19 protein-coding genes and 1 tRNA gene are annotated in these 22,410 nt (G+C 72.5%); 9 read left to right on the top strand and 11 right to left on the bottom strand.

Going from position 1 to position 22,410, the window contains the following annotated elements; genetic code table 11:
- Nucleotides 1–2: 2 nt before the first annotated feature.
- The 6 genes from Q343_RS0104905 to Q343_RS0104935 form a co-directional block, all read right to left on the bottom strand.
- Nucleotides 3–620 (bottom strand): biotin transporter BioY, encoded by a 618-nt coding sequence (locus Q343_RS0104905; protein WP_043109255.1) that lies wholly within the window; start codon nucleotides 618–620, stop codon nucleotides 3–5.
- A gap of 183 nt (nucleotides 621–803) precedes the next feature.
- Nucleotides 804–1,391 (bottom strand): FHA domain-containing protein, encoded by a 588-nt coding sequence (locus Q343_RS14835; RefSeq protein WP_248616736.1) that lies wholly within the window; start codon nucleotides 1,389–1,391, stop codon nucleotides 804–806.
- A gap of 205 nt (nucleotides 1,392–1,596) precedes the next feature.
- Nucleotides 1,597–3,780 (bottom strand): serine/threonine-protein kinase, encoded by a 2,184-nt coding sequence (locus Q343_RS0104920; RefSeq protein ID WP_081829660.1) that lies wholly within the window; start codon nucleotides 3,778–3,780, stop codon nucleotides 1,597–1,599.
- On the bottom strand, nucleotides 3,777–4,781 hold the full coding sequence (locus tag Q343_RS0104925) for a glutamate ABC transporter substrate-binding protein (RefSeq protein ID WP_029252474.1): 1,005 nt from the start codon (nucleotides 4,779–4,781) through the stop codon (nucleotides 3,777–3,779). The genes Q343_RS0104920 and Q343_RS0104925 overlap by 4 nt, the downstream gene beginning before the upstream one ends.
- On the bottom strand, nucleotides 4,778–6,058 hold the full coding sequence (locus tag Q343_RS0104930; protein ID WP_029252475.1) for a hypothetical protein: 1,281 nt from the start codon (nucleotides 6,056–6,058) through the stop codon (nucleotides 4,778–4,780). Before Q343_RS0104930 ends, Q343_RS0104925 begins: the two co-directional genes overlap by 4 nt.
- A gap of 27 nt (nucleotides 6,059–6,085) precedes the next feature.
- Nucleotides 6,086–6,158: transfer RNA gene (locus Q343_RS0104935), tRNA-Arg, on the bottom strand.
- 95 nt (nucleotides 6,159–6,253) lie between these two features.
- Here Q343_RS0104935 and Q343_RS0104940 point away from each other — a divergent pair.
- The 7 genes from Q343_RS0104940 (at nucleotide 6,254) to Q343_RS0104970 (ending at nucleotide 15,899) form a co-directional block, all read left to right on the top strand.
- Nucleotides 6,254–7,903: a GTPase gene (locus Q343_RS0104940; protein WP_029252476.1), complete on the top strand. Its 1,650-nt coding sequence runs from the start codon at nucleotides 6,254–6,256 to the stop codon at nucleotides 7,901–7,903.
- A complete protein-coding gene (locus Q343_RS0104945) occupies nucleotides 7,900–9,486 on the top strand; it encodes a GTPase (RefSeq protein ID WP_052366860.1) in 1,587 nt (528 codons plus the stop codon). The genes Q343_RS0104940 and Q343_RS0104945 overlap by 4 nt, the downstream gene beginning before the upstream one ends.
- 44 nt (nucleotides 9,487–9,530) lie before the next feature.
- Complete coding sequence (locus Q343_RS13860; protein ID WP_052366861.1) at nucleotides 9,531–10,028, top strand: single-stranded DNA-binding protein; 498 nt, start codon at nucleotides 9,531–9,533, stop codon at nucleotides 10,026–10,028.
- A 117-nt stretch (nucleotides 10,029–10,145) separates the two neighbouring features.
- A complete protein-coding gene (ettA, locus tag Q343_RS0104955) occupies nucleotides 10,146–11,828 on the top strand; it encodes an energy-dependent translational throttle protein EttA (RefSeq protein ID WP_029252479.1) in 1,683 nt (560 codons plus the stop codon).
- Between the two features lie 123 nt (nucleotides 11,829–11,951).
- Nucleotides 11,952–13,784, top strand: a complete 1,833-nt coding sequence (locus tag Q343_RS0104960; protein WP_155990630.1) for a GTPase family protein — start codon at nucleotides 11,952–11,954, stop codon at nucleotides 13,782–13,784.
- Nucleotides 13,781–15,373, top strand: a complete 1,593-nt coding sequence (locus Q343_RS0104965) for a GTPase (RefSeq protein ID WP_029252481.1) — start codon at nucleotides 13,781–13,783, stop codon at nucleotides 15,371–15,373. The genes Q343_RS0104960 and Q343_RS0104965 overlap by 4 nt, the downstream gene beginning before the upstream one ends.
- Before the next feature lie 37 nt (nucleotides 15,374–15,410).
- The gene (locus tag Q343_RS0104970) at nucleotides 15,411–15,899 is read left to right on the top strand and encodes an acyl-CoA thioesterase (protein ID WP_029252482.1); all 489 of its coding nucleotides are present in this window, start codon (nucleotides 15,411–15,413) and stop codon (nucleotides 15,897–15,899) included.
- On the opposite strand, the gene Q343_RS0104975 is transcribed toward Q343_RS0104970, so the two are convergent.
- The 4 genes from Q343_RS0104975 to ptsP all read right to left on the bottom strand — a co-directional run bounded on the left by Q343_RS0104975 (nucleotide 15,886) and on the right by ptsP (nucleotide 20,547).
- Complete coding sequence (locus tag Q343_RS0104975) at nucleotides 15,886–17,373, bottom strand: SDR family oxidoreductase (protein ID WP_043109257.1); 1,488 nt, start codon at nucleotides 17,371–17,373, stop codon at nucleotides 15,886–15,888. The genes Q343_RS0104970 and Q343_RS0104975 overlap by 14 nt on opposite strands.
- Nucleotides 17,374–17,448: 75 nt before the next feature.
- Nucleotides 17,449–18,345 (bottom strand): acyl-CoA thioesterase, encoded by an 897-nt coding sequence (locus Q343_RS0104980; protein ID WP_029252484.1) that lies wholly within the window; start codon nucleotides 18,343–18,345, stop codon nucleotides 17,449–17,451.
- Nucleotides 18,346–18,365: 20 nt separating this feature from the next.
- The gene (locus Q343_RS0104985) at nucleotides 18,366–18,791 is read right to left on the bottom strand and encodes a globin (protein WP_052366932.1); all 426 of its coding nucleotides are present in this window, start codon (nucleotides 18,789–18,791) and stop codon (nucleotides 18,366–18,368) included.
- A 67-nt stretch (nucleotides 18,792–18,858) separates the two neighbouring features.
- On the bottom strand, nucleotides 18,859–20,547 hold the full coding sequence (ptsP, locus tag Q343_RS0104990; protein ID WP_029252486.1) for a phosphoenolpyruvate--protein phosphotransferase: 1,689 nt from the start codon (nucleotides 20,545–20,547) through the stop codon (nucleotides 18,859–18,861).
- A gap of 163 nt (nucleotides 20,548–20,710) precedes the next feature.
- Here ptsP and Q343_RS0104995 point away from each other — a divergent pair, with 163 nt between their 5' ends.
- Nucleotides 20,711–20,941: a PTS sugar transporter subunit IIB gene (locus Q343_RS0104995; protein ID WP_029252487.1), complete on the top strand. Its 231-nt coding sequence runs from the start codon at nucleotides 20,711–20,713 to the stop codon at nucleotides 20,939–20,941.
- 11 nt (nucleotides 20,942–20,952) lie between these two features.
- Complete coding sequence (locus Q343_RS0105000; protein ID WP_052366862.1) at nucleotides 20,953–21,450, top strand: PTS sugar transporter subunit IIA; 498 nt, start codon at nucleotides 20,953–20,955, stop codon at nucleotides 21,448–21,450.
- On the opposite strand, the gene Q343_RS0105005 is transcribed toward Q343_RS0105000, so the two are convergent.
- On the bottom strand, nucleotides 21,416–22,369 hold the full coding sequence (locus Q343_RS0105005; RefSeq protein ID WP_052366863.1) for a mechanosensitive ion channel family protein: 954 nt from the start codon (nucleotides 22,367–22,369) through the stop codon (nucleotides 21,416–21,418). The two genes, Q343_RS0105000 and Q343_RS0105005, sit on opposite strands and share 35 nt — an antisense overlap.
- Nucleotides 22,370–22,410: the final 41 nt, after the last annotated feature.

Here is a 22,410-nt window from a genome sequence, read left to right on the forward strand (position 1 = left end):
CCTCAGAACCCCCGATGTGTGAGGACGGCGGGGTAGGCGCGCGCCACGCCCACGGTGACGGACGCGGCCAGGACGGCCTTCAGCGCGTCTCCCGGCAGGTAGACGATGTTGGCGAGAGCTGCTGCGGCGAGGTCCATGCCCGTCACGAGCGCGAGGATCGGGATCGCGACGGCGTAGAGCGCACCGATCCCACCGACGAGGCACGCGACGAGGACGGGCCAAAAGGCCAGGCGTCCACGGCGACCGACCGAGCGGTCGACCAGCAGCCCGACGACGAACGCGGCCACGACCCAGCCGAGCAGGTATCCGGCCGACGGGCTCACGAACACCCCGAGGCCTCCACGTCCGCCGGAGAGCACGGGCAGCCCGACGGCAGCCAGCGCGAGCAGTGTCAGGACGGCGGCCGCCCCGCGACGCGGACCGAGGAGCGCCCCGGCCAGCATGACCGCCAGCGTCTGCAGCGTGACCGGAACCAGGAGTCCGGGGACCGGGATCGTCCCGGCGACCCCGAAGACGGCGATCAGCGCGGCGAACGTGCCGACCTGGGCCGCGACCGCGGCGGGACGGGTCGGGGCGGGCGCGGTGGACGCCGGCGCGGTGGACGTGACTGACTCGGTCATCGAGAGCTCCTTCGGTCGGGCCCGGGACGGGCACGCCCTACTGTTCCGCGACCGCCTCGTCCCGGTCGTCGTGGAGCATGGCCACTCTTTCGGCCGTCGGGGTGGTGGCACTCGACAACCGGCTGGCGACAGTCACCAACACGGGGCCCGCTATCGCGGGGCTCTGTGCACGATCTCTACAAACTAGAACTCTCCGGGCAGCGCCCGGCGTACGACGATCCGGGTCCAGGCGCCGAGGTAGACGTGGTCGCCGTCGAGCAGCTCGTGCTGGCGCCCGACGGGGAGCCGGTGCGTGGGAAGCGGCGAGCCGCGCCGTCGCAGATAGGTCCCGTTCGACGAGCCCAGGTCCTCGACCCACCATCGCCGACCGTCCGTCGTCAGCCGGCAGTGCGCGCGTGAGACGGCGGTGTCGTGGCCGCACTCGATGTCGGGGGTGACGGGGTTGGGGCCCGACTCGCGGCCGACGGTGAGCGACGCGGCGCGCGCCGTGACGAGCTCCGGGTCGCCGGGCGCCGGGGGCGTGCCGAGCGCGTGCTGCGAGGCGTGCCACCCGAGGTCGACGGAACGCTCGACCAGCCACGGCTCGGCGGTCGGCGGGGACGGGGCCGTCGGAGCGGTCATCTGCTGCCGGTACGTGGGGGTCGACGACGTCGCCGGGCGCACCCGGGCGGAGGCGACGCTGCCGGTGACGGGGACCGACGGAGACCGGGAGGCGTTCTGCAACGGCGTGCCGCAGGCCTCGCAGAACGCGGCACGGGGGTCGGACGCCATGCCGCACTGCGTGCACGCGGCAGCGGAAGTGCCCATCCGCTCGATCAGCGCCGTGCCGTCCACCGGTGCACCGCAGACCGAGCACGGGTCGGTGCGGGTGGAGTGTCCGCGGGTGCACAGACGAGTCATCGTCGGCACGCCCCGGGTGGCACAAGCATCACATTCTCCTCGTCGCGAATCGTTGCGTAGAGCCTATCGGACACGGTCACCACCAGGTCCAGCGGCGCACCGCGTTCGCCCGGTCGACGAGTGCGGACCGTCGGGCGGGGGAGTCCGACATCGCCGCCGTCCGCCGGTACGTGGCCTCGAGCGCGTCGCGCAGGTCGGCCTCGGTCGCGCGGATCCCGCCGATGTCCACCGACGCGTCCTCCCCGTGCGCCCTGACCTCCTGCAGCGCCGCGTCGAGCACGACGGCGCGCAGCTCGAGCCGTTCGCGCGGGACGAGGGAGAGGACGTCGAGACCGTCGAGGGCGTCGTGGAGGGCGGGAAGTCCACGCCCGGCACCGACGAGCAGGTGCGCGCGCCGGATCCGGGCCTGGGCGTACGACGCCCGGGTCGAGCCGACGCGTTCCAGTGCTGCCAGTGCCGCGTCGACGTCGCCGCGCTCGCGGTAGAGCCGCGCCAGGGCGAAGCACGCGACGGGCGTGTAGTTCGCGTCGGTGTCCGCGCAGATCGAGTACAGACGTTCCGAGACCTCGAGGTCGCCCTGCATCTCGCACGCCGTCGCCAGAGCGAGCTTGGGAGCGAGTTCGCCGGGAACCTGCCCGTAGACGGCGTTGAACGCCGCGCAGGCGGCCGAGCCGTCCCCGTCGATCAGGTGGGTCAGGCCCTCGATCCAGAGCGCGCGCCAGTCCCAGGGGTCGAGCGCGAGGACGGCAGCGGTCGACTCGCGGGCACGGGCCGTCTCGCCGATCTCGGCATAGGTGCGGGCGCGGTGCAGGTGCACCTCGGGCGACTCCGTCGGTGCCGCGGCGAGGACCTGCAGGCGCGCGGCAGGGTCGAGCGACTCGACGCCGGCGAGCCAGGCGGTCGACGGGTCGGTCTCGTCGACCTGGAGGTAGGGCAGCTCGGAGGCGTGCAGCGGGCGGTCGGGCGCGTCGTAGATCGGCACGACGAAGTGCACCGAGGCCGTCGACCGCGGCTCGGGCTTCTCCGCGTCGGTCGCGACGACCTCGCGCAGTACGCCGACGAGCTGGGAGCGCAGTTCGTCGACCGAGGCGAACCGGTCGAGCGGCTCAGCGGCGCACGCCTTCTGGAGCAACCGGTAGAACGAGTCGTACCGCTCGAACTCCGGGACGAGGACGACCGGTGGGAGGTGGACGCTGTACGTCGTCGTGGGATCGGGGATGCGCGTGCACATCCGCAGCAGGGTGCGCCCGATCGTGAAGATGTCCGAGGCGACCGACGGGCCCAGCGCCGCGATCTCCGGCGCCTGGTAGCCGACGGTCCCGTAGATGAGGCTCGTGGCGTCGTCGGCCCGCCGTACCCCACCGAGGTCGATCAGCTTGACGACGTCGCCCTGCTGGATCACGTTGTCCGGCTTGAAGTCGCAGAACAGCAGGCCTGCGTCGTGCAGGTAGGAGAAGGCCGGCAGGACGTCGAGGATGTACGCGATCGCCTGGTCCACCGGGATCGGCTGTTTCGAGGTGCGGATCCGGCGGTCGAGGATGTCCCGCAGCGACGAGCCGCCCGCGTACTCCATCACGGTGTAGCCGACCTCGTCGTGCATCACGAAGTTGAAGATCTCGACGATGGACGGGTGGGACACCTCGGCCAGGAACTGCCGCTCGGAGATCGCGACCGCCTGGGCCTCCGCGTCACCGGTGTTGAGGAGGCCCTTGAGCACGACCCAACGGCCCGAGACGTTGAGGTCGCGGCCCAGATAGACCCATCCGAGGCCCCCGTGCGCGAGGCAGCCGGCCACCTCGTACTGGCCTGCCAGGACGTCGCCCGGGCGGAGCCGTGGGGTGAAGTCGAACGCCGCACCGCAGGACGGGCAGAAGCCTCGTTCGCGGCCGGGCTCGCCGTTCGCCGCGCGTCCGACGGGACGACCGCAGGCGCCGCAGTGGCGTCGGTCCTCCGGGACGCGGGGCGAGTCCCAGATCAGTCGACGAGGGTCGGTGACCGGGGCGGGCGGCACGCTGGTGACCCCTGCGCCGAGCCGCTCCACGCGGAGCCGCAGCGAGTCGGTGCCTCGGCGTCCGGTCGAGCGCTCGGAGCCCCGGGTGCGCGACGAGCCGACAGGGGCGACGGCGAGGCTCGAGGAGGACGACCGGGGTCCCGGGTCCGAGGCGAGGTCGGGCTCACGGGCGTCCGGGACCCACGAGACCTGGTGCGTCGCGTCGGCGCCCTGCGGCGGGAGCAGCGCGTGGGTGCGCTCGTCACTCATGGTGCCCTCCCGTAGACCGGCGTCGGGGCCGAGTCCACCGGACCCAGCGTCGACGCGAACCACGTCTCGTAGGACGACATCCAGGACCCGTCGGCGACGCGCTCCTCGAGGACCGCGTTGATGGTCTCGACCAGGTCGACCTCGTCACGGTGCGTGGCGACCCCGTACGGCTCGGCGCTCATCGGCGGGCCGACGACCTTGGCGTGCGGGTCCTGGACGGCCAGACCCGCGAGGACCGTGTCGTCCGCGGAGATCGCGTCGACGGTGCGCTGCTGGAACTTCACGAGACAGTCGGTGTGCGTGCGGCCCGGGACGATCGTGATCCCGGGGATGGCGTCGAGCGCCTCGATCGTCGTCGTCTGGGCTGCCGCGCAGACGGTCCGGCCCTCGAGGTCGCCGACGCCGTCGATCTCGTCGTCCCGGTCCACGAGGAGTCGTTGGCTGGAGTGCAGGTACTCCGCGGAGAAGGCCACCCGCTCCCAGCGGTTGCACGTGATCGTGTACGCCCGGGCGACGATGTCGACGTCGTCCGCCTCGAGCGCCGAGGCCCGTTGCCGGGCCTCGAGAACGACGAACTCGAGGGCGTCCGGGTCGCCGATCACGGCCTCCGCGATCCAGGAGGCGACGTCGACGTCGAAGCCCACGATCTCGCGCGTGAACGGGTCGCGGGACGAGAGATTGACCGAGTCGGAGGAGACGCCGACGCGGAGATGACCCCGGTCCCGGATCTCCGCCATCGTGGATCCCGGTGCGAAGTCCTCGGGTTCGGGAACCTCGCCCACGGGCGCGTACGACGCCGTCGGGTCCTCGCAGGCCTCGCCCGGTTCGGCGCTGTCCTCGTTCGGTGCGGTCGAGTCGGCCGTCGGTGCGGGCGGCAGAGGTTCGAGCGGCGAGTCGACCGCACCGCCGTCGGCCGTGCCCGTGCCGGTGCAGCCGGTCAGCAGCGCGAGCCCGATCAGGACGGACACCGTGGACCGCAGCCTCTTGCGTGCCCGCCTCATCGGTACTCGTCCAGACGTCGGGCCAGACCCCACCAGACACCCGCGGCGCCGACCGTCAGGCCGACGGCGGCGACCGTCGACGCGAGCGACGTCATGTCCTCGGCGGCGGCGAACTCCTCGTCGGCGCGCGCTGTCGCGGCGCGGACCTCGGTCTCGGCCGCGTTGCGGAACTGGGAGAACGACGCGTTCGCGCTCGAGTGGCTCTGGTCGGTGGACATGTCGACGGCGCCGGACCAGTCGCCTGCGTCGTCCATCGCACGGATCTCGTCGTGCCGCTGGTTCCACGTCATCAGGTTCGCCTTGGCGGTGCCGCCGACACCGCCGTGCTCGTTGGCCGTCTGGATCTGGTCGTACGCGCGGTCGAGCGCGAGCTCGACCGCCTGCTCCCGCTCGTCCCCCGATCCCTGCTGGATCAGGCCCAGGCTCTCGTTCGACTTGGCCGTGTTGGCCGACGCCTGGGCGCCCGACATGAGGGTCGCCACAGAGTACGGCCCGTCGCGTGCCTCGAGCGCGGTGGTCCGCGCGTCCTCGATCAGGAGGATCGTCACGGTTCCGGCGACGAGGACCACGAGGGTGGCGAAGGCCATCCCCGGGTTCACGAGCCGGTGCGTGCGGGCGGCGAGCCAGATCTGCACACCGAGCAGCACGGCGAGGACGACCAGGAACGGGACCGCGACGGCGGTCGCGACACCGGTGCCGTCGATCGCGCTGCGGACCCGGTAGTCCCCCCGCGAGATCAGGGTCGCAAGATCGGGCCGGATGTCCTCGCGCAGGAGCGTCGAGGCGTTGGACAGGTACGCGGCCCCGACCGCGAGTCCCTGCCGGTTGTTCGCCTGGGCCTGCGCGGCCAGGTTGTTGTACGTCGACAGGTCCACGTTGATCTGGCTGAGGTAGGCGGCGTCTCCGCTCGAACCCGTCCGTGCCAGCTGCGGGAGCATCGACGACGCGGTGTCCATCTCCGCGGCGAACTGCGCCAGGGTGTCGACCTCGTCACGCCCGGCGGCAAGGAACGCGTTCGTCGCGTACGCGTCCGCGCTCGCGAGCGCCGTGCTCGTCGCCTGGATGTCGCCGAGCCTCGACGCCTCCTCGCCCGCGGTCCGCAGTGCGGACTCCTGCGACCGTGCGACCCCGGAGACGACGACACCTGCCGTGGCGACGACGACGAGGCAGAGGACGAGGAGCGCGCGAATGAGCCCCGGGGTGCCGGCCAGCGCCGCTGCGACCGTTCCCGTCCGGCTCGCGGGACGGTGCACGCCCCACCGCGCCTGTTGCGCCATCGACGCTCCTGTCCGTCAGTGGTCAAGTGCCCCGAACAGGACTCGAACCTGCAACCTACGGATTAGAAGGCCGTTGCTCTATCCATTGAGCTATCGGGGCGCGGGGACCATCTTAGGGGGGTTCGGGCAAATCGATCGGGTCACGCTACGGCGCGCATCTTTTGCGTCTTCACCTCACCACGTCAGGATGAGCAGGTGACCAGCCGAGACGTAGCCCCCAGCGGGACAGACAACGAGGCGTCCTCCCGGCGGCTCGAGACGACGGTCCACGACGTCGCCAAGGACCTGCGCCGTGTGACGGCGAGCACCACGTTCCCCCTCGACCTGCCCGGCTCCGCGGACGCCGCCGCTTCCCGCGACCGGCTCGTGGTCCAGCTGGACGAGCACCTCCTCCCGCGGTTGAAGGAGCTCTCGTCCCCGGCGATCGTGGTGATCGCGGGCTCGACGGGCGCCGGCAAGTCGACGCTCTACAACTCGTTGCTGGGCGAGGAGGTCTCCGCGGCGGGGGTGCTGCGTCCGACGACGCGTCGCCCGGTGCTCTCGCACCACCCGCTCGACGAGGACGTGCTCGTCACAGGACCGGCGACACGGTCGTCCCGGCTCGTCGCCCACGACGCCGTCCCGCGCGGGGTCGCGCTCCTGGACGCCCCGGACCTCGACTCGCTCGCCTCGGAGAACCGGGAGATCGCCGGCCAGCTGCTCGAGGCTGCCGACCTGTGGCTCTTCGTCACGACGGCGTCCCGCTACGGGGACGCGCTGCCGTGGAAGACGCTCGGCCGGGCACGGGAGCGGGGGGCGAGCGTCGCCGTCGTGCTCAACAGGGTCTCCCGGCAGAACCTGGGCACGATCCGTGCGGACCTGCTGCAGCGACTCCGGGACCACGGGATGGAGAAGGTCCCGCTCTTCGTCGTCCCCGACGTCGGTCCCCACGAGGGGCTCCTGGAGCCGGAGGCTGTCGCACCGATCTCTCGGTGGTTGGCGATGCTCGGCGGCCCCGACCGTTCCCGGTCCGTCATCGTCCGTACGCTCAAGGGCTCGCTCGCCGCGCTGCCGGCCTGGGTGACCACGCTCACCGACGCCGTCGACGCGCAGGTCGCCGCCGCCGACACCCTGAGGGCCGACGTCGACGGTGTCGTCCCCGAGGTGCAGGACATGGCCCGCACGGCCATCACCGGCGGCGTCGTCGCGCGCGGTCCGGTCAGCTCCGCCTGGTCCCAGGGAGTCTCGGGCTCCCGGGTGGACGGCGTGAAGGTCAAGGCAGGCACCGCCCGCAGCAGCCGACGACGCGGACGAGCGCGCGAGGACGCTCTGGACAGCGTGCGCGACAGCGTGGAGCGCGCCGTGCGCCGCAGTCTCGTGGCCGCGGGGACGACCGCCCACGACGCGATCGCGGACCGCCTCGGCGGACCCGACGCGTCGCCCGGTGCGAGCACCCTGGCTCCGCTCCTCGACGACGCGCCGTCCCGCGAGGCGCGCGACCGTCGCGCGGACGACGCCACGCGGTCGTGGCTCGACGAGGGCGACGCGGTCGTCGACGCGCTGCTCGCGGGCGGCGCCAGGACCGAGGAGGCCGCGGCGCGGGCGCTCGGACGACGAGGACTGTCGACCGTCCTGCTCACGGCCGCGATCGGCAGCGACGACGCCCTGCGTCTCGCCGACCGGGTGCTCGACGGCGGCCACGACGAGCCGGTCGGCGCGCTCCGTGAGGCGCTCGTCCGGCGCGCGGCCGAGATCATCGACGCCGAGGCGGCTCCTCTCCGCGAGGCGCTCGACGTCCCAGACCTGCACGACGACGCGTCGGTCGCGCTCAGCGTCCGGCTCGCTGAGCTGAGGAGACTCGTATGACGTCGCACGATCGCGACCTGCGTGAGCGGACCGACCAGCTCCAGGAGGCCGTCGACCTCGCGGGGGTGCGCCTCGACCCGGCCGTGGCGACGCCCGTGCGCCAGGCGATCGCCGGGGTCCGTGAACGGCTCTCGCTCGGGGTCGACCACACCGTCGTCGCACTGGCGGGCGGCACCGGCTCGGGGAAGTCGAGCCTCTTCAACCGGCTCTCCCGCCTCGACTTCGCCGACGTGGGGATCAAGCGCCCGACGACGGCCCAGATCACCGCCTGCTCGTGGAGCACCCGGTCCGGTCGCCTGCTCGACTGGCTCGAGGTCATCCCCGAGCGCCGGATCGCGCGCGGGGACGAGCTCGACGCCGCCGACGAGCAGGCGCTCGCGGGCCTGATCCTGCTGGACCTGCCGGACCACGACTCGATCGAGGCCGCGCACCGCGCCGTCGTCGACCGGGTCCTGCCCTTCGTCGACCTGCTGATCTGGGTCGTGGACCCGCAGAAGTACGCCGACGACAGCCTGCACAGCGACTACCTGAGGCAGTCGGTCGGGTACGAGGCGTCCATGGTGGTCGCCGTGAACCAGATCGACACCGTCCCGACGGGCCAGCGTGAGAACCTCGTCACCGACATGGAGTCCCTCCTGCGCGACGACGGGCTCGACGGTGTGCACGTCGCGACGGTCTCGGCCGCGACCGGCGAGGGCATCTCGCACCTGGTCGACGTCCTGGAGGAGGCCGTCGCCCGGCGGAGCGTCGCGGCCGGGCGCGTGGCGGGCGAGCTGGACTCGGCCGCCGCGCTGCTGCTCTCGCAGACCCCAGAGGAGGCGCCGTGGAGCGTCGAGGACGCGGTGACGTCCGAGTGCGACGCCCTGGCTGACGCCGTGGGTCTCGAGCCGGTGGCCGCGCAGGTCTCGTCCGGCGTGATGAACGGCTACGGCCGCCCCCGGTTCGACACCCCGCAGCTCGACGCGGTCGCGCTGTCGCGGAGCCGCTGGCTCTCCCGGTCGGGCAAGTCCCTGCGGTCGGGCTGGCGCACGGCCCTGAACGACGAGGTCAGTGCCACACCGGTCGTCGCCGAGCGGCTGGTCGAGGGGCTGGAGCGGGTCGACCTCGACACCCGCGGTCCGCGGTCGGCAGGAGGTGTCCGGGTCGCGTGGATGACCTCGTTCGCCCTCGCGGTCGTGGCAGGCGTGCTGGCTGCGCTCGGAGCGCTCGGCGGCGTCTCGTTGGACACCTCGCTCGTCACCACCCTCGGCGCGGTGGCTGTCGTCCTGCTCGTCGTCGGTCTCGTCCTCCTGGTCGTCGGAGCGGTCGTCCGACGCCGTCTGGCGCGGCGACGTCGCGACGAGGTGCTCGCCGCCGGCCGGTCCGTCGTCGAGGCCGTGGTCCAGCGCAGCTTTGTCGAACCGACACAGGCCGTGCTGGGGGAGTACCGACGGGTCCGGCTGCTCGCCGAGGCGGCACGGGAGGCGGAGCGGCTTGCGCCCGTCACCGGGGCGCTACGTCTGCCCACAGCCTCGGAGATCGCCGCCCGGTCCACAGATTCCGGCTCGAGCCCGGCGGAGTCCGGCGAGCATCACCGACCGTAGGGCGAGCGCGGGCGCACGGCCCGTGCCGAACCTACGGAGGAACCATGGACGTCAACGTCACGCTCGCCGGATTCGTCGGGACCACCCCGAGGCTCTTCACCTCGCAGAACGGCACGCCGTTCACCAGCTTCCGGGTCGCCAGCACCAAGCGCTACCTCGACCGCTCGAGCAACGCATGGGTCGACGGCAAGACGATCTGGTTCACCGTCAAGGCCTGGCGACAGCCGGCGACGAACGTGGCCGAGTCCGTCCGCAAGGGGGACGCCGTCGTGGTGACGGGACGGCTCGCGGTCGACGAGTGGACCGCCGACGACGGGCCCCGGACCGACCTTGTGGTCGAGGCGACCGCGCTCGGGCCGGACCTGACGCGAGGAACGGCCCGGTTCGCGCACACGGTCGCCCGCCGGGACGAGCGGGCGACCGACGCCGTGGCAGGCGAGGTCGGGGACCCGGCGCCCGACGTCGAGGACTCGGCCGCGGAAGGTGAGCCGGAGGCGGAGGAGGCGCGGTCGGACGACGCGGCGTACGCGATGAGCGCGTAGGCTGAGACGCTGACGACGCCCGCCCTTCGTGAGGGTGCGGGCGGGTGGTCCGGCACCGGGTCCTGACGCCGGGCGGGCCGCGAATCCCACGATCGACCGAACGGTGGAACAGAGCCAGTGGCTGAGTTCATCTACTCCATGTACAAGGCGCGCAAGGCGCACGGTGACAAGGTCATCCTTGACGACGTCACCCTGAACTTCCTACCCGGCGCCAAGATCGGCGTCGTCGGCCCCAACGGTGCCGGGAAGTCGACGATCCTCAAGATCATGGCGGGCATCGAGCAGCCGTCGAACGGCGAGGCGAGGCTGTCGCCGGGCTACACCGTCGGGATCCTCATGCAGGAGCCGGAGCTCGACGAGTCCAAGACGGTCCTCGGCAACGTCGAGGACGGAGTCGCGGAGATCAAGGGCAAGCTCGACCGGTTCAACGAGATCTCGGCGCTCATGGCCGAGCCGGACGCCGACTTCGACGCGCTCATGGCCGAGATGGGCAACCTGCAGGAGGCCATCGACGCCGCAGACGCGTGGGACCTCGACTCCCAGCTCGAGCAGGCCATGGACGCCCTGCGCTGCCCGCCGCCGGACGCCGACGTGTCGGTCCTCTCCGGTGGTGAGCGCCGCCGCGTCGCGCTCTGCAAGCTCCTCCTCGAGAAGCCCGACCTGCTGCTCCTCGACGAGCCCACGAACCACCTCGACGCCGAGTCGGTGCTGTGGCTCGAGCAGCATCTCGCCAACTACCCCGGCGCGATCCTCGCCGTCACCCACGACCGGTACTTCCTCGACAACGTCGCGGAGTGGATCTGCGAGGTCGACCGTGGGCGCCTCTACCCGTACGAGGGCAACTACTCGACGTACCTGGAGAAGAAGCAGGAGCGTCTGAAGGTCCAGGGCAAGAAGGACGCCAAGCTCTCCAAGCGCCTCAAGGAAGAGCTCGAGTGGGTCCGACAGAACGCGAAGGGGCGTCAGACCAAGTCCAAGTCGCGCCTGGCGCGCTACGAGGAGATGGCCGCCGAGGCCGAGCGCACCCGGAAGCTGGACTTCGAGGAGATCCAGATCCCGCCGGGCCCGCGTCTGGGGTCGATCGTCCTGGAGGCCAGCGACCTGCAGAAGGGCTTCGACGGGCGCGTGCTCATCGACGGACTCTCGTTCACGCTCCCGCGCAACGGCATCGTCGGCGTGATCGGACCGAACGGTGTCGGCAAGACGACGCTGTTCAAGTCGATCGTCGGCATGGAGCCTCTCGACGGCGGGGATCTGAAGATCGGCGAGACGGTCTCGATCTCGTACGTCGACCAGTCGCGCGGCGGCATCGACCCGAAGAAGACGTTGTTCGAGGTCGTCTCGGACGGACTCGACTACATCAAGGTCGGTCAGGTCGAGATGCCCTCGCGCGCGTACGTCGCGGCGTTCGGCTTCAAGGGCCCGGACCAGCAGAAGCCGGCCGGGGTCCTCTCCGGCGGTGAGCGCAACCGCCTGAACCTGGCGCTCACGCTGAAGCAGGGAGGCAACCTGCTCCTGCTCGACGAGCCCACGAACGACCTCGACACCGAGACGCTCGGCTCGCTGGAGAACGCACTGCTCGAGTTCCCGGGCTGTGCCGTGGTCGTCTCGCACGACCGGTGGTTCCTCGACCGCGTGGCCACGCACATCCTGGCCTACGAGGGCACCGAGGAGAACCCGGCGAACTGGTACTGGTTCGAGGGGAACTTCGCGTCCTACGAGGAGAACAAGGTGGAGCGTCTCGGCGCCGACGCGGCACGTCCGCACCGCGTGACGTACCGCCGCCTGACGCGCGACTGACCCGCGCGCGTGCCGCCCACGTCGCCCGCAGCAGAGCCCCACGGGGCACGCCCTGCTGCGGGCGGCGTGCGTCCGGGCGCGTCGCCCGCAGCGGCGTCCGCGAACGTCGGGCATCATGGCGACATGTCTCCCGCCGCCGAACCCTCACCCCTCGCCGGCGGCAGCACGGCGGACCTCATCGGTGCTCTCGAGGTGCTCCGCGGCCGGCTCGACGCCCTGCGTCTCACGCACGAGCTGCCTGACGTGGACGCGCAGCGCCGGACCCGGCGCCGGAGCATCGACCAGCTGGACGACTACATGCTGCCGCGACTGCGCGCGTCGGGCGCCCCGCTGCTCGTCGTCGTCGGGGGCTCGACCGGTGCCGGGAAGTCGACGCTCGTCAACTCGTTGCTCGGACGCACGGTCTCGGCCCCCGGTGTCCTGCGCCCGACCACGCGCTCGCCGGTGCTCGCCCATCACCCCGACGACGTCCGGTGGTTCACCGGCGACCGGGTGTTTCCGGGCCTGACCCGCGGTGGTCAGGCGGGCCGTTCGCTGCGCCTCGTCCCCAGCGACGCGCTCCCGGCCGGTCTTGCGCTCCTCGACGCGCCCGACGTCGACTCGGTGGCCGAGGAGAACCGGGACCTCGCCGCTCAGCTGCTGGCGGCGGCAGACCTCTGGCTCTTCGTGACGACGCCCGCCCGCTATGCCGACGCGGTGCCCTGGGACATCCTGCAGTCGGCGGTGGCGCGGCACGCCCAGGTGGCGCTCGTGCTCGACCGGCTCGACCAGCAGACCCACGACGTCCCGGCCGACCTGCGCACCATGATGGACGAGCGTGGTCTGTCGCAGGCCAGCCTCTTCACCGTCCCCGAGGCCGACCTCGTCGACGGGCTGCTTCCCTCCTCGGAGGTCCGAGAGCTGTCCGCGTGGCTCACCGCGCTCGGGGGTGACGGGCCGGCGCGCGAGCGCGTCGCCGTCGCGACCCGCGACGGTGCGGTCGACGACGTCGTCGACCGCACGCTCGACCTCGCCGCGGCGGCGGACGAGCAGGTCGAGGCGACGGAACGCCTGCGCGCGTCGGTCCGCACGGCGTACGCCGAGGCGCGGTCCCGCGTCCGGGCGGCGACGCGCGACGGGACGATGCTGCGCGGTGAGGTGCTCGCCCGCTGGCAGGACTTCGTCGGCACGAGCGAGTTCTTCCGGTCGGTCGAGAAGAAGGTCGGACGCGCGCGCGACTCCGTCGTCGGGTTCTTCCGCGGCCGCCCTGCGAGAGCACCGCAGGTTCAGGAGGCGATCGCCCACGGGCTCGAGGCGCTCCTGCTCGACGCCGCCGAGGCCGCGGCCGAGCGGACGTGGCAGTCGTGGCGCTCGGACCCCGCGGGTCGCGCTCTGACGGACGACGCCTCGCTGTCTCGTGCCTCGGCCGGTCTGCACGAGCAGGTCGGTGCCGAGATCCGAGGCTGGCAGGGGGATGTGCTCGACCTCGTGCGCGAGCAGGGGGCGAACAAGCGCGGGCTGGCCCGGGCCCTCTCCTTCGGGCTGAACGGCGTGGCGGTCAGCCTCATGGTGGTCGTCTTCGCGTCGACAGGAGGACTCACCGGTGCCGAGGTCGGCATCGCGGGCGGGACCGCCGTGGTCGCCCAGAAGCTCCTCGAGGCGGTCTTCGGGGACGACGCCGTGCGGCGGCTGGCCCGGGACGCCCAGGATCGTCTGGACGACCGTGTCGATGCCGTCCTCGACCCGCAGGCGCGGCGCTACACGACCCAGCTCGACGCGCTCGGCGCCGGCGAGCCCGGCGGGCAGGCGTTGCGCGACGCGGCCGACGCGGTCCGGAGCGCGGCGCTGGCGGAGCGCGAAGGACGGCCGGAGCCGGTCGAACCGGTGCCCGTCGTCACGCCGGAGTCGCACGCGGATCCTGCTTCGACGCCGCGTTCGAGCGGGTGGCGCCGACTCTTCGGACGGGGCACCCGGTGACGCCCCGGGGGATCGACCTCGAGTCGCGGGTCCGCGCGCTCGAGAGCGCGGTCGCGGCGGCCGACGGTCGCCTCGACGGACTGCTCCTCGCCGACGCTCGGGAGGTGGCGGAGCGGGCGCGGGAGCGATCCTCGCTCTCCGGCGAGCACACGGTGGTCGCGGTGGCGGGGTCGACCGGGTCGGGAAAGTCGTCCGTGGTCAACGCCCTCGCCGGGACGGAGGTGGCCGTCCCCGGGACCCGGCGCCCGACGACGTCCCACCCCCGTGCGGCGGTCTGGGGCACGGGCGGCGACGACCTGCTGCGGTGGCTCGAGGTGCGCGACCGGGTCGACGTGGGCAGCGAGTCCGGTGTCGCGACGCCCGGGCTGATCCTGCTGGACCTGCCCGACCACGACTCGGTGGTGCGGGAGCACCGGCGTCGTGCCGAGCGGGTCGTCGCGCGGGCGGACCTGCTCGTCTGGGTCGTCGATCCGCAGAAGTACGCCGACGCGTCCTTGCACGACGACTACCTGCGCCCGCTCGCCGACCACGACGACGTCGTCGTCGTGGTCCTGAACCAGGTGGACCGGCTCACCGCCGCGGACGCGCGCGCCGTCCGCGACGACCTCGAGCGGCTGGTCACCGCGGACGGTCTCCCGCGCGCGACCGTGCTCGCGGCCTCGGCCCGGACGGGCGTGGGGATCGTCGATCTCTCGGAGCGTCTCGGCGATGCCGCACGACGGCGCGAGGCCGCCCTGGCCCGGGTGGCTGCGGACGTGCGCGTGGTTGCTGAGCGGATCGTCGACGAGTGCGGAGACCCGTCGCGTGCGCGGGACACCAAGGCTGCGCGGCAGCGGTTGATCGATGGGCTCGAGGCTGCTGCCGGGGTCGAGACGGTGGTCTCGGCGGTGCGGGTCTCGGCGCGTCGCGACGCACAGGCCGCCACCGGGTGGCCGCCGACCCGGTGGTTGGGTCGTCTGCGGGCCGATCCGCTCCGGCGGCTGGGGCTGCGCCGCGGCCGCGAACGCCCCGACCTCGCCCGGACGTCGTTGCCGGTCGCGTCGGTCACCACGGTCGCGGAGGCGCACATGGCCGTCCGTGAGTACGCGCGCTCCGCGGCGGACCTCATGCCCGAGCGCTGGGGCGACGCGCTGCGCGACCGGGTCGACCGCAACACGGACGACCTGCCGAACTCGCTCGACGGCGCGATCGCCGGGACGCGTCTCGACGTCGCACGGCGGCCGGCCTGGTGGTCGGTGGTCAACGCCCTCCAGTGGGCCGTCCTGGTCGTCGGCGTGATCGGGGGATTCTGGCTCGCCGCGCTCGGCGTCGTCGACTATTTCCGCCTGCCCGAGCTGCCCGTCCCGACGTGGAACGACGTCCCCGTCCCGACGATCATGCTCCTCGGGGCTGTGGTCGTCGGCCTGCTCCTCGCCCTCCTGAGCCGCTTCGCGGCCGCGCTCGGGGCGCGGCGCCGGGCGGCCCGGGTGCGCAAGCAGCTGCGCCGCTCGATCGGCGAGGTGGCCGACGAGCTCGTCCGACTGCCCGTGGCGGAGGAGCAGGCAGAGCTGGCACGATGCCGGACGTCCGCGGTCATCGCGGCCGGCTGACCAGGACGACCCTGCCCGGCGGGCAGGAAGGAGTGAGATGAGACTGCACGTTCCCGTACCCCTGCGATGGTCCGACCTCGACGCGTACCAGCACGTCAACAACGTCGAGATGCTCCGCCTGATGGAGGATGCGCGGATCACCGCGCTGTGGCGGCACGACGACTCGGCCGAGACGTGGCCGACGGCGGTCCTGGACACCGGGCCCGACGCGTCCTCGCACACCCTCGTCGCACGTCAGGAGGTGGAGTACCTGCGCCCGCTGGGTTTCACCCGGACGCCCGTCCGCGTCGAGATGTGGTTCGGACGGCTCGGGGGCGCCAGTCTCGAGATCTGCTACGAGGTGCACGACGGCGCGGCGACGTTCCCCCGGACGGGACCGGGCGGTGGGAGTGCCCCGTACGCCCGGGCGTCGACGACCGTGGTCGTCGTCGACGCGGGGTCCGGCGCGCCGCGCCGGCTCACCCCGGTCGAGCGGGCAGCGTGGGAGCCGTTCGTGGAGGAGCCGATCGCGTTCAGGCGTCGGTAGCGAGCGTCTCGGCGGCCTCGCGGATGTTGCGCTGCATCCCGCCGAAGACGATCCCGTGGAACGGCTTGACGGAAAACCAGTACGCCTGACCTGTCAGGCCCTGCGGCGAGAAGAGCGCACGCTGGACGAAGTGCGTCCTGCCCGGGTCGGACGTGTCGTCGACGCGGAGCTCGAGCCACGCGAGTCCGGGCAGCCGCATCTCCGCGCGCAGCAGCAGCCGGTGGCCGGGGTCGACGGCCTCGACGCGCCAGAAGTCGACGGCGTCGTCGACCCGCAGGTCGACGGCGTCGCGCCGGCCACGGCGCAGCCCGGGGCCGCCCGAGAGCCGGTCGAGCACGCCCCGGACCTGCCAGGCGAGCGACCACGAGTACCAGCCGCCCTCGCCGCCGATGCCGCGGATGACCTCCCAGAGGGCTGCCGGTGGTGCGTCGACGAACGTGCGGCGCTCGTCGACGTAGAGAGAGCCACCGGCCCAGTCGGGGTCGCTCGGCAACGGGTCGGACGGCGCGCCCGGCACCGCGGCCGAGGACCACCGGGTGGAGACCTCGCCCTCGTGGATCCGCTGCAGGGCGAGGCTCACGGCCGTCTCGAAGTGCACCAGGCCGTCCTCCGGGTCGGGGACGTACTCGCGGATGTCGTCCTCCTTGCACACGACCTCGTGCTGCAACGACTCCACGAGCGGGCGTGCGATCCCGGACGGGACCGGGGTGACGAGGCCGACCCAGTGTGACGACAGGCGGGGCGTCAGGACGGGGACGCTGACGATCCGACGTCGGGGCAGGCCCGCGACCTGTGCGTACCGTTGCATCATGTCGCGGTAGGTCAGGACGTCCGGCCCGCCGACGTCGAAGGTCCGCGAGACGTCGGCGGGCATCCGTGCGCTGCCGACGAGGTAGCGCAGGACGTCGCGGATCGCGATCGGCTGGACCCGGTTGTCCACCCACCGCGGGGTGGTCATCGCCGGGAGCCGCTCGGTCAGGTATCGCATCATCTCGAACGAGGCCGAGCCGGAGCCGAGGATCACCGCGGCCTGGAGCACCGTCGTCGGGACGCCCGAGGCGAGCAGGATCTCGCCCACCTCCTTCCGGGACGCCAGGTGCGGGGACAGGTCCTCGTCGTCGGGGGACAGCCCGCCGAGGTAGACGATGCGACCCACGCCGGCCTCACGCGCGGCCTGCGAGAACGTCAGCGCTGTGCGACGGTCGCGGGCCTCGAACGTCGGTCCGGTGCCGAGCGAGTGGATCAGGTAGTACGCGACGTCGGCTCCGTGCAGCGCGTCGCGGATCTGATCCAGCTCGCTCGCGTCCGCCTCGACCCGCTCGACGTCGTCGACCCACGGACGCCCCGAGAGGCGGTCCGGATGCCGCGCGACCGCACGCACGGCGAACCCGGCCTCGAGGAGCTCTGGCACGAGCCGTCCGCCCACGTATCCGGTCACCCCGGTGACCACTGCCAACGGCTTGTCCGCCATCATCGCTCCCCGCTCTCGGTTGACTCATCCTCCGGGAGCAGGTTCGGACTCGCACCCGCGGCCGGATGCAGCTCGTCGCTAGGGGAGTCGGAGCATTCCCTCCTGGGCGATGCTTGCGACGAGGGTGCCGTCCTGGGCGTAGACCCGCGCTGCGCCGAGCCCGCGGCCCCCCTGGGCCGACGGCGAGGACTGCACGTAGAGCAGCCACTCGTCGACCCGGACGTCGCGGTGCCACCACATGGCGTGGTCGAGGCTGGCGATCGAGATCCCGGGTGTCGCCCAGGAGGTGTCCGACTGACGCAGGACCGGCTCGAGCATCACCTGGTCGCAGGCGTACGCGAGCAGCGCACGGTGCAGGAGCTGGTCCTGCGGGACGGGACCCCGCGCGCGCATCCAGACCTTCTGGTGGTCCGTGCGGGTCTCGCCGCCGCCGAGGTACAGCGATCCTTCGACGTGGCGCAGGTCGAACGGAGACTCGTGCGACCGCGAACGGGCCGCGGGATGGGGGATCTCGCCGAGCTCGTCCATCGCCGACGGCAGGGTCTCGGGATCGGGGGCGTCGGGCATCGGACTCGTGTGCTCGAACCCGTCCTGGCGCTCCTGGAACGACGCGATCATCGACAGGATCGGCTGGCCGTGCTGGATCGCGTGGCTGCGCCGTGCGCTGAACGACCGGCCGTCGCGCAGTCGCTCGACGTCGAACTCGATCCGCGTGGACAGGTCCCCGGCGCGCAGGAAGTAGCCGTGCATCGAGTGGGGGAGCCGCCCGTCGGGGACGGTGCGGCCTGCGGCGACGAGCGCCTGGGCAAGCACCTGACCGCCGTAGATCCGAGCGTTCGGCTGGTGCAGGTTGTACCCGCCGAAGCGGTCGTCCGCCCCGCGCCCGGTGGCCTCGTCGAGGGGCTCCTCCTCGAGCCGCAGCGCCGAGAGCAGATGGCCGAGCGGGTCCGTGGCCAGGTCGTCCGCGGAGATCATGGCTTCCGTGGGCACGTGCGTCACGCGTCCTCCTCGAAGGTGTTGAGCAGCGAGTGTGCGGCGCGCTCCAGGTAGTCCCAGAGCTGCGCCTCGTAGAGCGGGGCGAGGTTCAGGGCGGTGACCGCGACCCGCATGTGCGCGAGCCAGGCGTCCCGCGCCCGAGGGGTGACCTTGAACGCCGCGTGCCGCATCCGCAGGCGTGGGTGCCCGCGGCGCTCCGAGTATGTCGTGGGACCGCCCCAGTACTGCTCCAGGAACATGGTCAGTCGCTCCTTGGCCGGGCCCAGGTCCTGCTCGGGGTACATGGCCCGCAGGTAGTCGTCCTTCGCGACCTCCTCGTAGAAGACGTCGACGAGGAGCGCGAAGGTCTCGTGGCCCCCGACAGCGGCGTAGAAGCCGTCGGAGCTGCGTTCGGCCGCGGCCCGAGGTGGCTGTGCGGCGGTCAGGGGCAGGGATGCACGCGCGGGTTCTGGTTCCACGTGCCCCATCATCGCATCGACCGCGAGGTCCGGGTCAGAGCCCCAGCTCGGCGAGGACGGGCAGACGCTCACGGACCGCGTCGCGGGCACTGCGGGCCGACGGCGCCGTCAGAGCGACCTGTGCGAGCGTCCGGCACTCGTCGTGCGTGACCGCCGCGAGCAGGGCGGCGACGTCGGGGAGAGCGCGCGCCGTCATCGAGAGGCTGCTGACACCCAGGCCGACGAGAACGGCCGCGAGGACCGGGTTGCTCGCCGCCTCGCCGCACACGCCCACGGGCCGGTCCTGCTGGGCGCCGCCGCGGCACGTCGCCTCGACGAGCCGGAGCACCGCCGGCTGCCACGGGTCGTTGAGCTCCGCCAGGGAGCCGAGGAGGCGGTCGGCGGCCATCGTGTACTGCGCGAGGTCGTTGGTGCCGATCGACGCGAAGTGGGCCGAGGCGAGGATCTGGCCGGACAGGAGCGCCGCGCCCGGGACCTCGACCATGACCCCGGCCTGCGACAGCCCGTGGGCCGCGCAGCGTTCCACGAACCACTGCGCCTCGTCGACGGTCGCGACCATCGGCGCCATCACCCAGACGTCGGCGGACTCGGCCCGGGCGGCGAGCGCGATCGCCTCGAGCTGGTCCTCGAGCAGCTGGGGCCAGCGTTCTGCGGTCCGCAGCCCACGGACGCCCAGGGCGGGGTTCTCCTCGTCCGGGGAGCTCAGGAACTCCAACGGCTTGTCCGCGCCGGAGTCGAGCGTGCGCACGACGACCTTGCGTCCCGGGAACTCCGTGAGCACCCGCCGGTACTCGACGACCTGCTCCTCCACGCCCGGCGGGTCCTCGCGGCCCAGGAAGCAGAACTCCGAACGGAACAGACCCACGCCCTCGGCGCCCGCGGCCGCCGCGGCCGCCGCGCCCGTCGGGTCCCCGACGTTCGCCAGCAGCGCGACACGATGGCCGTCCGCGGTCCGGCCGGTGCCGTCGAACGTGCGTGTGCGACTCGCGAGCTCCCGGGCACGGGCGACCTGGTCGGCAGACGGGTCGAGAGTCACGACGCCGCTCGACCCGTCGACGAGGACCAGCGTCGCCGAGGCGAGCGCCCCGACCGCACCCGTGGCGGCGACGACGGCAGGTATGCCCTTGGCGTTCGCCACGATCGCGGTGTGCGAGGTGGGGCCGGCCAGCTCGGTCACGATCGCGAGGACGCGCTCCGGGTCGAGGGCAGCGGTCGCCGACGGTGCCAGGTCCCGGGCCACCAGGACGAAGGGCTCGGGATGGTCGGGCACACCCGGGGCCGGCAGACCCGTCAGGTTCGCGATGATCCGGTCCCGGACGTCGGCGATGTCCTGGGTGCGCTCGGCGAAGTACCCGCCGAGCTCCGTGAACTGCCGCACGACGGCGTCCGCCGCCTCCCAGATCGCCCGCTCGGGGACGAGGTGGTCGTCGAGGACCCTCCGCTCCGCGTCCGCGAGGAGCGTGGGGTCGGCGGCGATCGCAGCGGTGGCACCGAGGACGTCCTGGGTCGTGCCGTCGGCGGCGTCGGCCGCGCGCATGAGGTCGTCGGCCACGGCGCTCGCGGCGGAGCGGAGCCTGACGGCCTCGGCCTGCTGGTCGTCGCGTGGGGCGAGCCTCCGGCCCGGTGGCGGCTCCTCGATGGGCTCGGGCATGACGACGACGGGGCCGACAGCGGTTCCAGCTGAGACTCCGATGCCGCGGACGGCGGGTTGTGGCTCGTTCACAGGGTCCTCCTCGGCGGATGTCCGACGAGTCTGGCCGACCACGCGCGCGTCTGCCACCAGGCGTGCCGGACACGGGAGCAATCGTCCTCGGAGCGGACTAGGCTAGGAGGTGCGCTCACGCGTGAGCGACCCCCGTCGTCACACCTTTCAGGAGCAACACCCCATGAGCAAGGCACTGCAGATCCTCGAAGCGCTCGGCGGCTCGGCGAACGTCGTCGAGCTGGAGCCGTGCATCACCCGGCTCCGCGTCGAGGTCACGGACCCGGAACTCGTCGACGAGGCGGCCCTGAAGGCCACGGGCGCCTTCGGCGTCGTCCGCTCGGGTCGCGTCGTGCAGGTCATCGTCGGCCCGGAGGCCGACGACCTGGCCGCGGAGCTCGACAGCAAGCGCTGAGTGACGCTCGCATGCAGGTGACGATCGGATCCCCGCTGGCGGGCGTCGTCGTGCCGCTCGCAACGGTTCCGGACCCCGTCTTCGCCCAGGAGATCGTGGGCCCGGGAGTCGCAGTCGAGCCCGAGGGCTCGGACCCGGTCGTGGTGTGCGCGCCCGTCTCCGGTCGGGTCGCGTCCCTGTTTCCGCACGCCTTCGCCATCCAGATCCCGGAGGGGCAGACCGTCCTGGTCCATCTCGGGATCGACACCGTCCGGCTCGACGGGCACGGGTTCGACCTTCAGGTCGCCGTGGGGGACGTGGTCGAGGCAGGGGCTCCCCTGATCGTCTGGGACGCCGCGGTCACCCGGGCCGAGGGCCTAGCGACCGTCTGCCCGGTGGTCGCGCTCCAGGGGGACCCCGCACACGTCGGCGCGGCGATCCCCCTGGGTTCCTCGGTCACGGTCGGCGAGCCGATCGTGACCTGGTCGCTCCCGTCTACCAGGACGACAGCGGAATCCCCGCACCGCTGAGGTCGTCGCGGACGGCGACGCGCAGGGCGCGGGCGACCTCCCACTGCATCGCCGGCTGCGTCTTGATCCTGATGCGGAACAGCAGCCGTCCGCGGGCGATGGACTCCACGCCCGTGACCTCGGGAGCCTCGAGGACGTAGGCGCCCAGCTCCTCGTCCTCGGCGATCCGGGCGGCGGCCGCCTCCAGGACCTCGCGGACCCGCGGGACGTCCGCCGTCATCGAGACGGGGAACTCCACGAGCGTGCGGCTCCACTCCTGCGACATGTTTCCCGTCCGCAGGATCTCGCCGTTGCGGACGAACCAGAGGGTGCCCTCGAGGTCGCGGACCTTCGTCACGCGGAGCTGGACGTCCTCGACGGTCCCGGTCACCTCGCCGAAGTCGACCGTGTCGCCGACGCCGTACTGGTCCTCGAGCAGCATGAAGATGCCCGACAGGTAGTCCTGCACGAGGCTCTGCGCCCCGAAGCCCAGGGCGACGCCGACGATCCCCGCCGACGCGATGAACGGCGCGATGTTGACGCCGAGCGTGTCGAGGACCAGCAGGATCATGATCGCCAGGACGATCACGTTCGCCGTCGAGCGCAGCACGGATCCGATGGTGCGCGCCCGCTGCGCACGTCGGACGCCCGCCAGCGGGTTGGCCATCGGCACCGCCCGTGCAAGGACTCCCCGGGGCGTCGAGTCGGCACCGCGCCGGTCCTTGCCGACCTCCGGGCTCCCGTTCGCTATGGCTTCGGTCACCCGCTTGATCAGACTGCGGATGACGCCGAGGACGACGAGGCTCGCGACGACGATGATCGCGATCTGGAGAGGAGCCCCGAGGAACCACTCCCAGGCTGCCTCCCACCCGGACTTCACGTCGTCCGTGGCGGTCGGCAGGGCAGCGGTGTCGATGGATGAGGTGGTGATGTGCAGCATGGCCCCGAGGCTATCCACCACCGGACGGACGGCGGTAGCAG

This window comes from Paraoerskovia marina DSM 21750 (assembly GCF_000701465.1).
Taxonomy (GTDB): Bacteria; Actinomycetota; Actinomycetes; order Actinomycetales; family Cellulomonadaceae; genus Paraoerskovia; species Paraoerskovia marina.

Excerpts from the sequence above, each read along its gene's own strand:
- Q343_RS0104960 (WP_155990630.1), top strand. The coding sequence starts at position 11,952 with ATGTCTCCCGCCGCCGAACCCTCACCCCTCGCCGGCGGCAGCACGGCG.
- Q343_RS0104930 (WP_029252475.1), bottom strand. The coding sequence starts at position 6,058 with ATGGCGCAACAGGCGCGGTGGGGCGTGCACCGTCCCGCGAGCCGGACG.
- Q343_RS14835 (WP_248616736.1), bottom strand. The coding sequence starts at position 1,391 with ATGGCGTCCGACCCCCGTGCCGCGTTCTGCGAGGCCTGCGGCACGCCG.
- Q343_RS0104905 (WP_043109255.1), bottom strand. The coding sequence starts at position 620 with ATGACCGAGTCAGTCACGTCCACCGCGCCGGCGTCCACCGCGCCCGCC.
- Q343_RS0105005 (WP_052366863.1), bottom strand. The coding sequence starts at position 22,369 with ATGCTGCACATCACCACCTCATCCATCGACACCGCTGCCCTGCCGACC.
- Q343_RS0104980 (WP_029252484.1), bottom strand. The coding sequence starts at position 18,345 with ATGATCTCCGCGGACGACCTGGCCACGGACCCGCTCGGCCATCTGCTC.
- Q343_RS0104945 (WP_052366860.1), top strand. The coding sequence starts at position 7,900 with ATGACGTCGCACGATCGCGACCTGCGTGAGCGGACCGACCAGCTCCAG.
- Q343_RS0104920 (WP_081829660.1), bottom strand. The coding sequence starts at position 3,780 with ATGAGTGACGAGCGCACCCACGCGCTGCTCCCGCCGCAGGGCGCCGAC.
- Q343_RS0104925 (WP_029252474.1), bottom strand. The coding sequence starts at position 4,781 with ATGAGGCGGGCACGCAAGAGGCTGCGGTCCACGGTGTCCGTCCTGATC.
- Q343_RS0104970 (WP_029252482.1), top strand. The coding sequence starts at position 15,411 with ATGAGACTGCACGTTCCCGTACCCCTGCGATGGTCCGACCTCGACGCG.
- Q343_RS0104975 (WP_043109257.1), bottom strand. The coding sequence starts at position 17,373 with ATGATGGCGGACAAGCCGTTGGCAGTGGTCACCGGGGTGACCGGATAC.
- Q343_RS0104995 (WP_029252487.1), top strand. The coding sequence starts at position 20,711 with ATGAGCAAGGCACTGCAGATCCTCGAAGCGCTCGGCGGCTCGGCGAAC.
- Q343_RS0105000 (WP_052366862.1), top strand. The coding sequence starts at position 20,953 with ATGCAGGTGACGATCGGATCCCCGCTGGCGGGCGTCGTCGTGCCGCTC.
- Q343_RS13860 (WP_052366861.1), top strand. The coding sequence starts at position 9,531 with ATGGACGTCAACGTCACGCTCGCCGGATTCGTCGGGACCACCCCGAGG.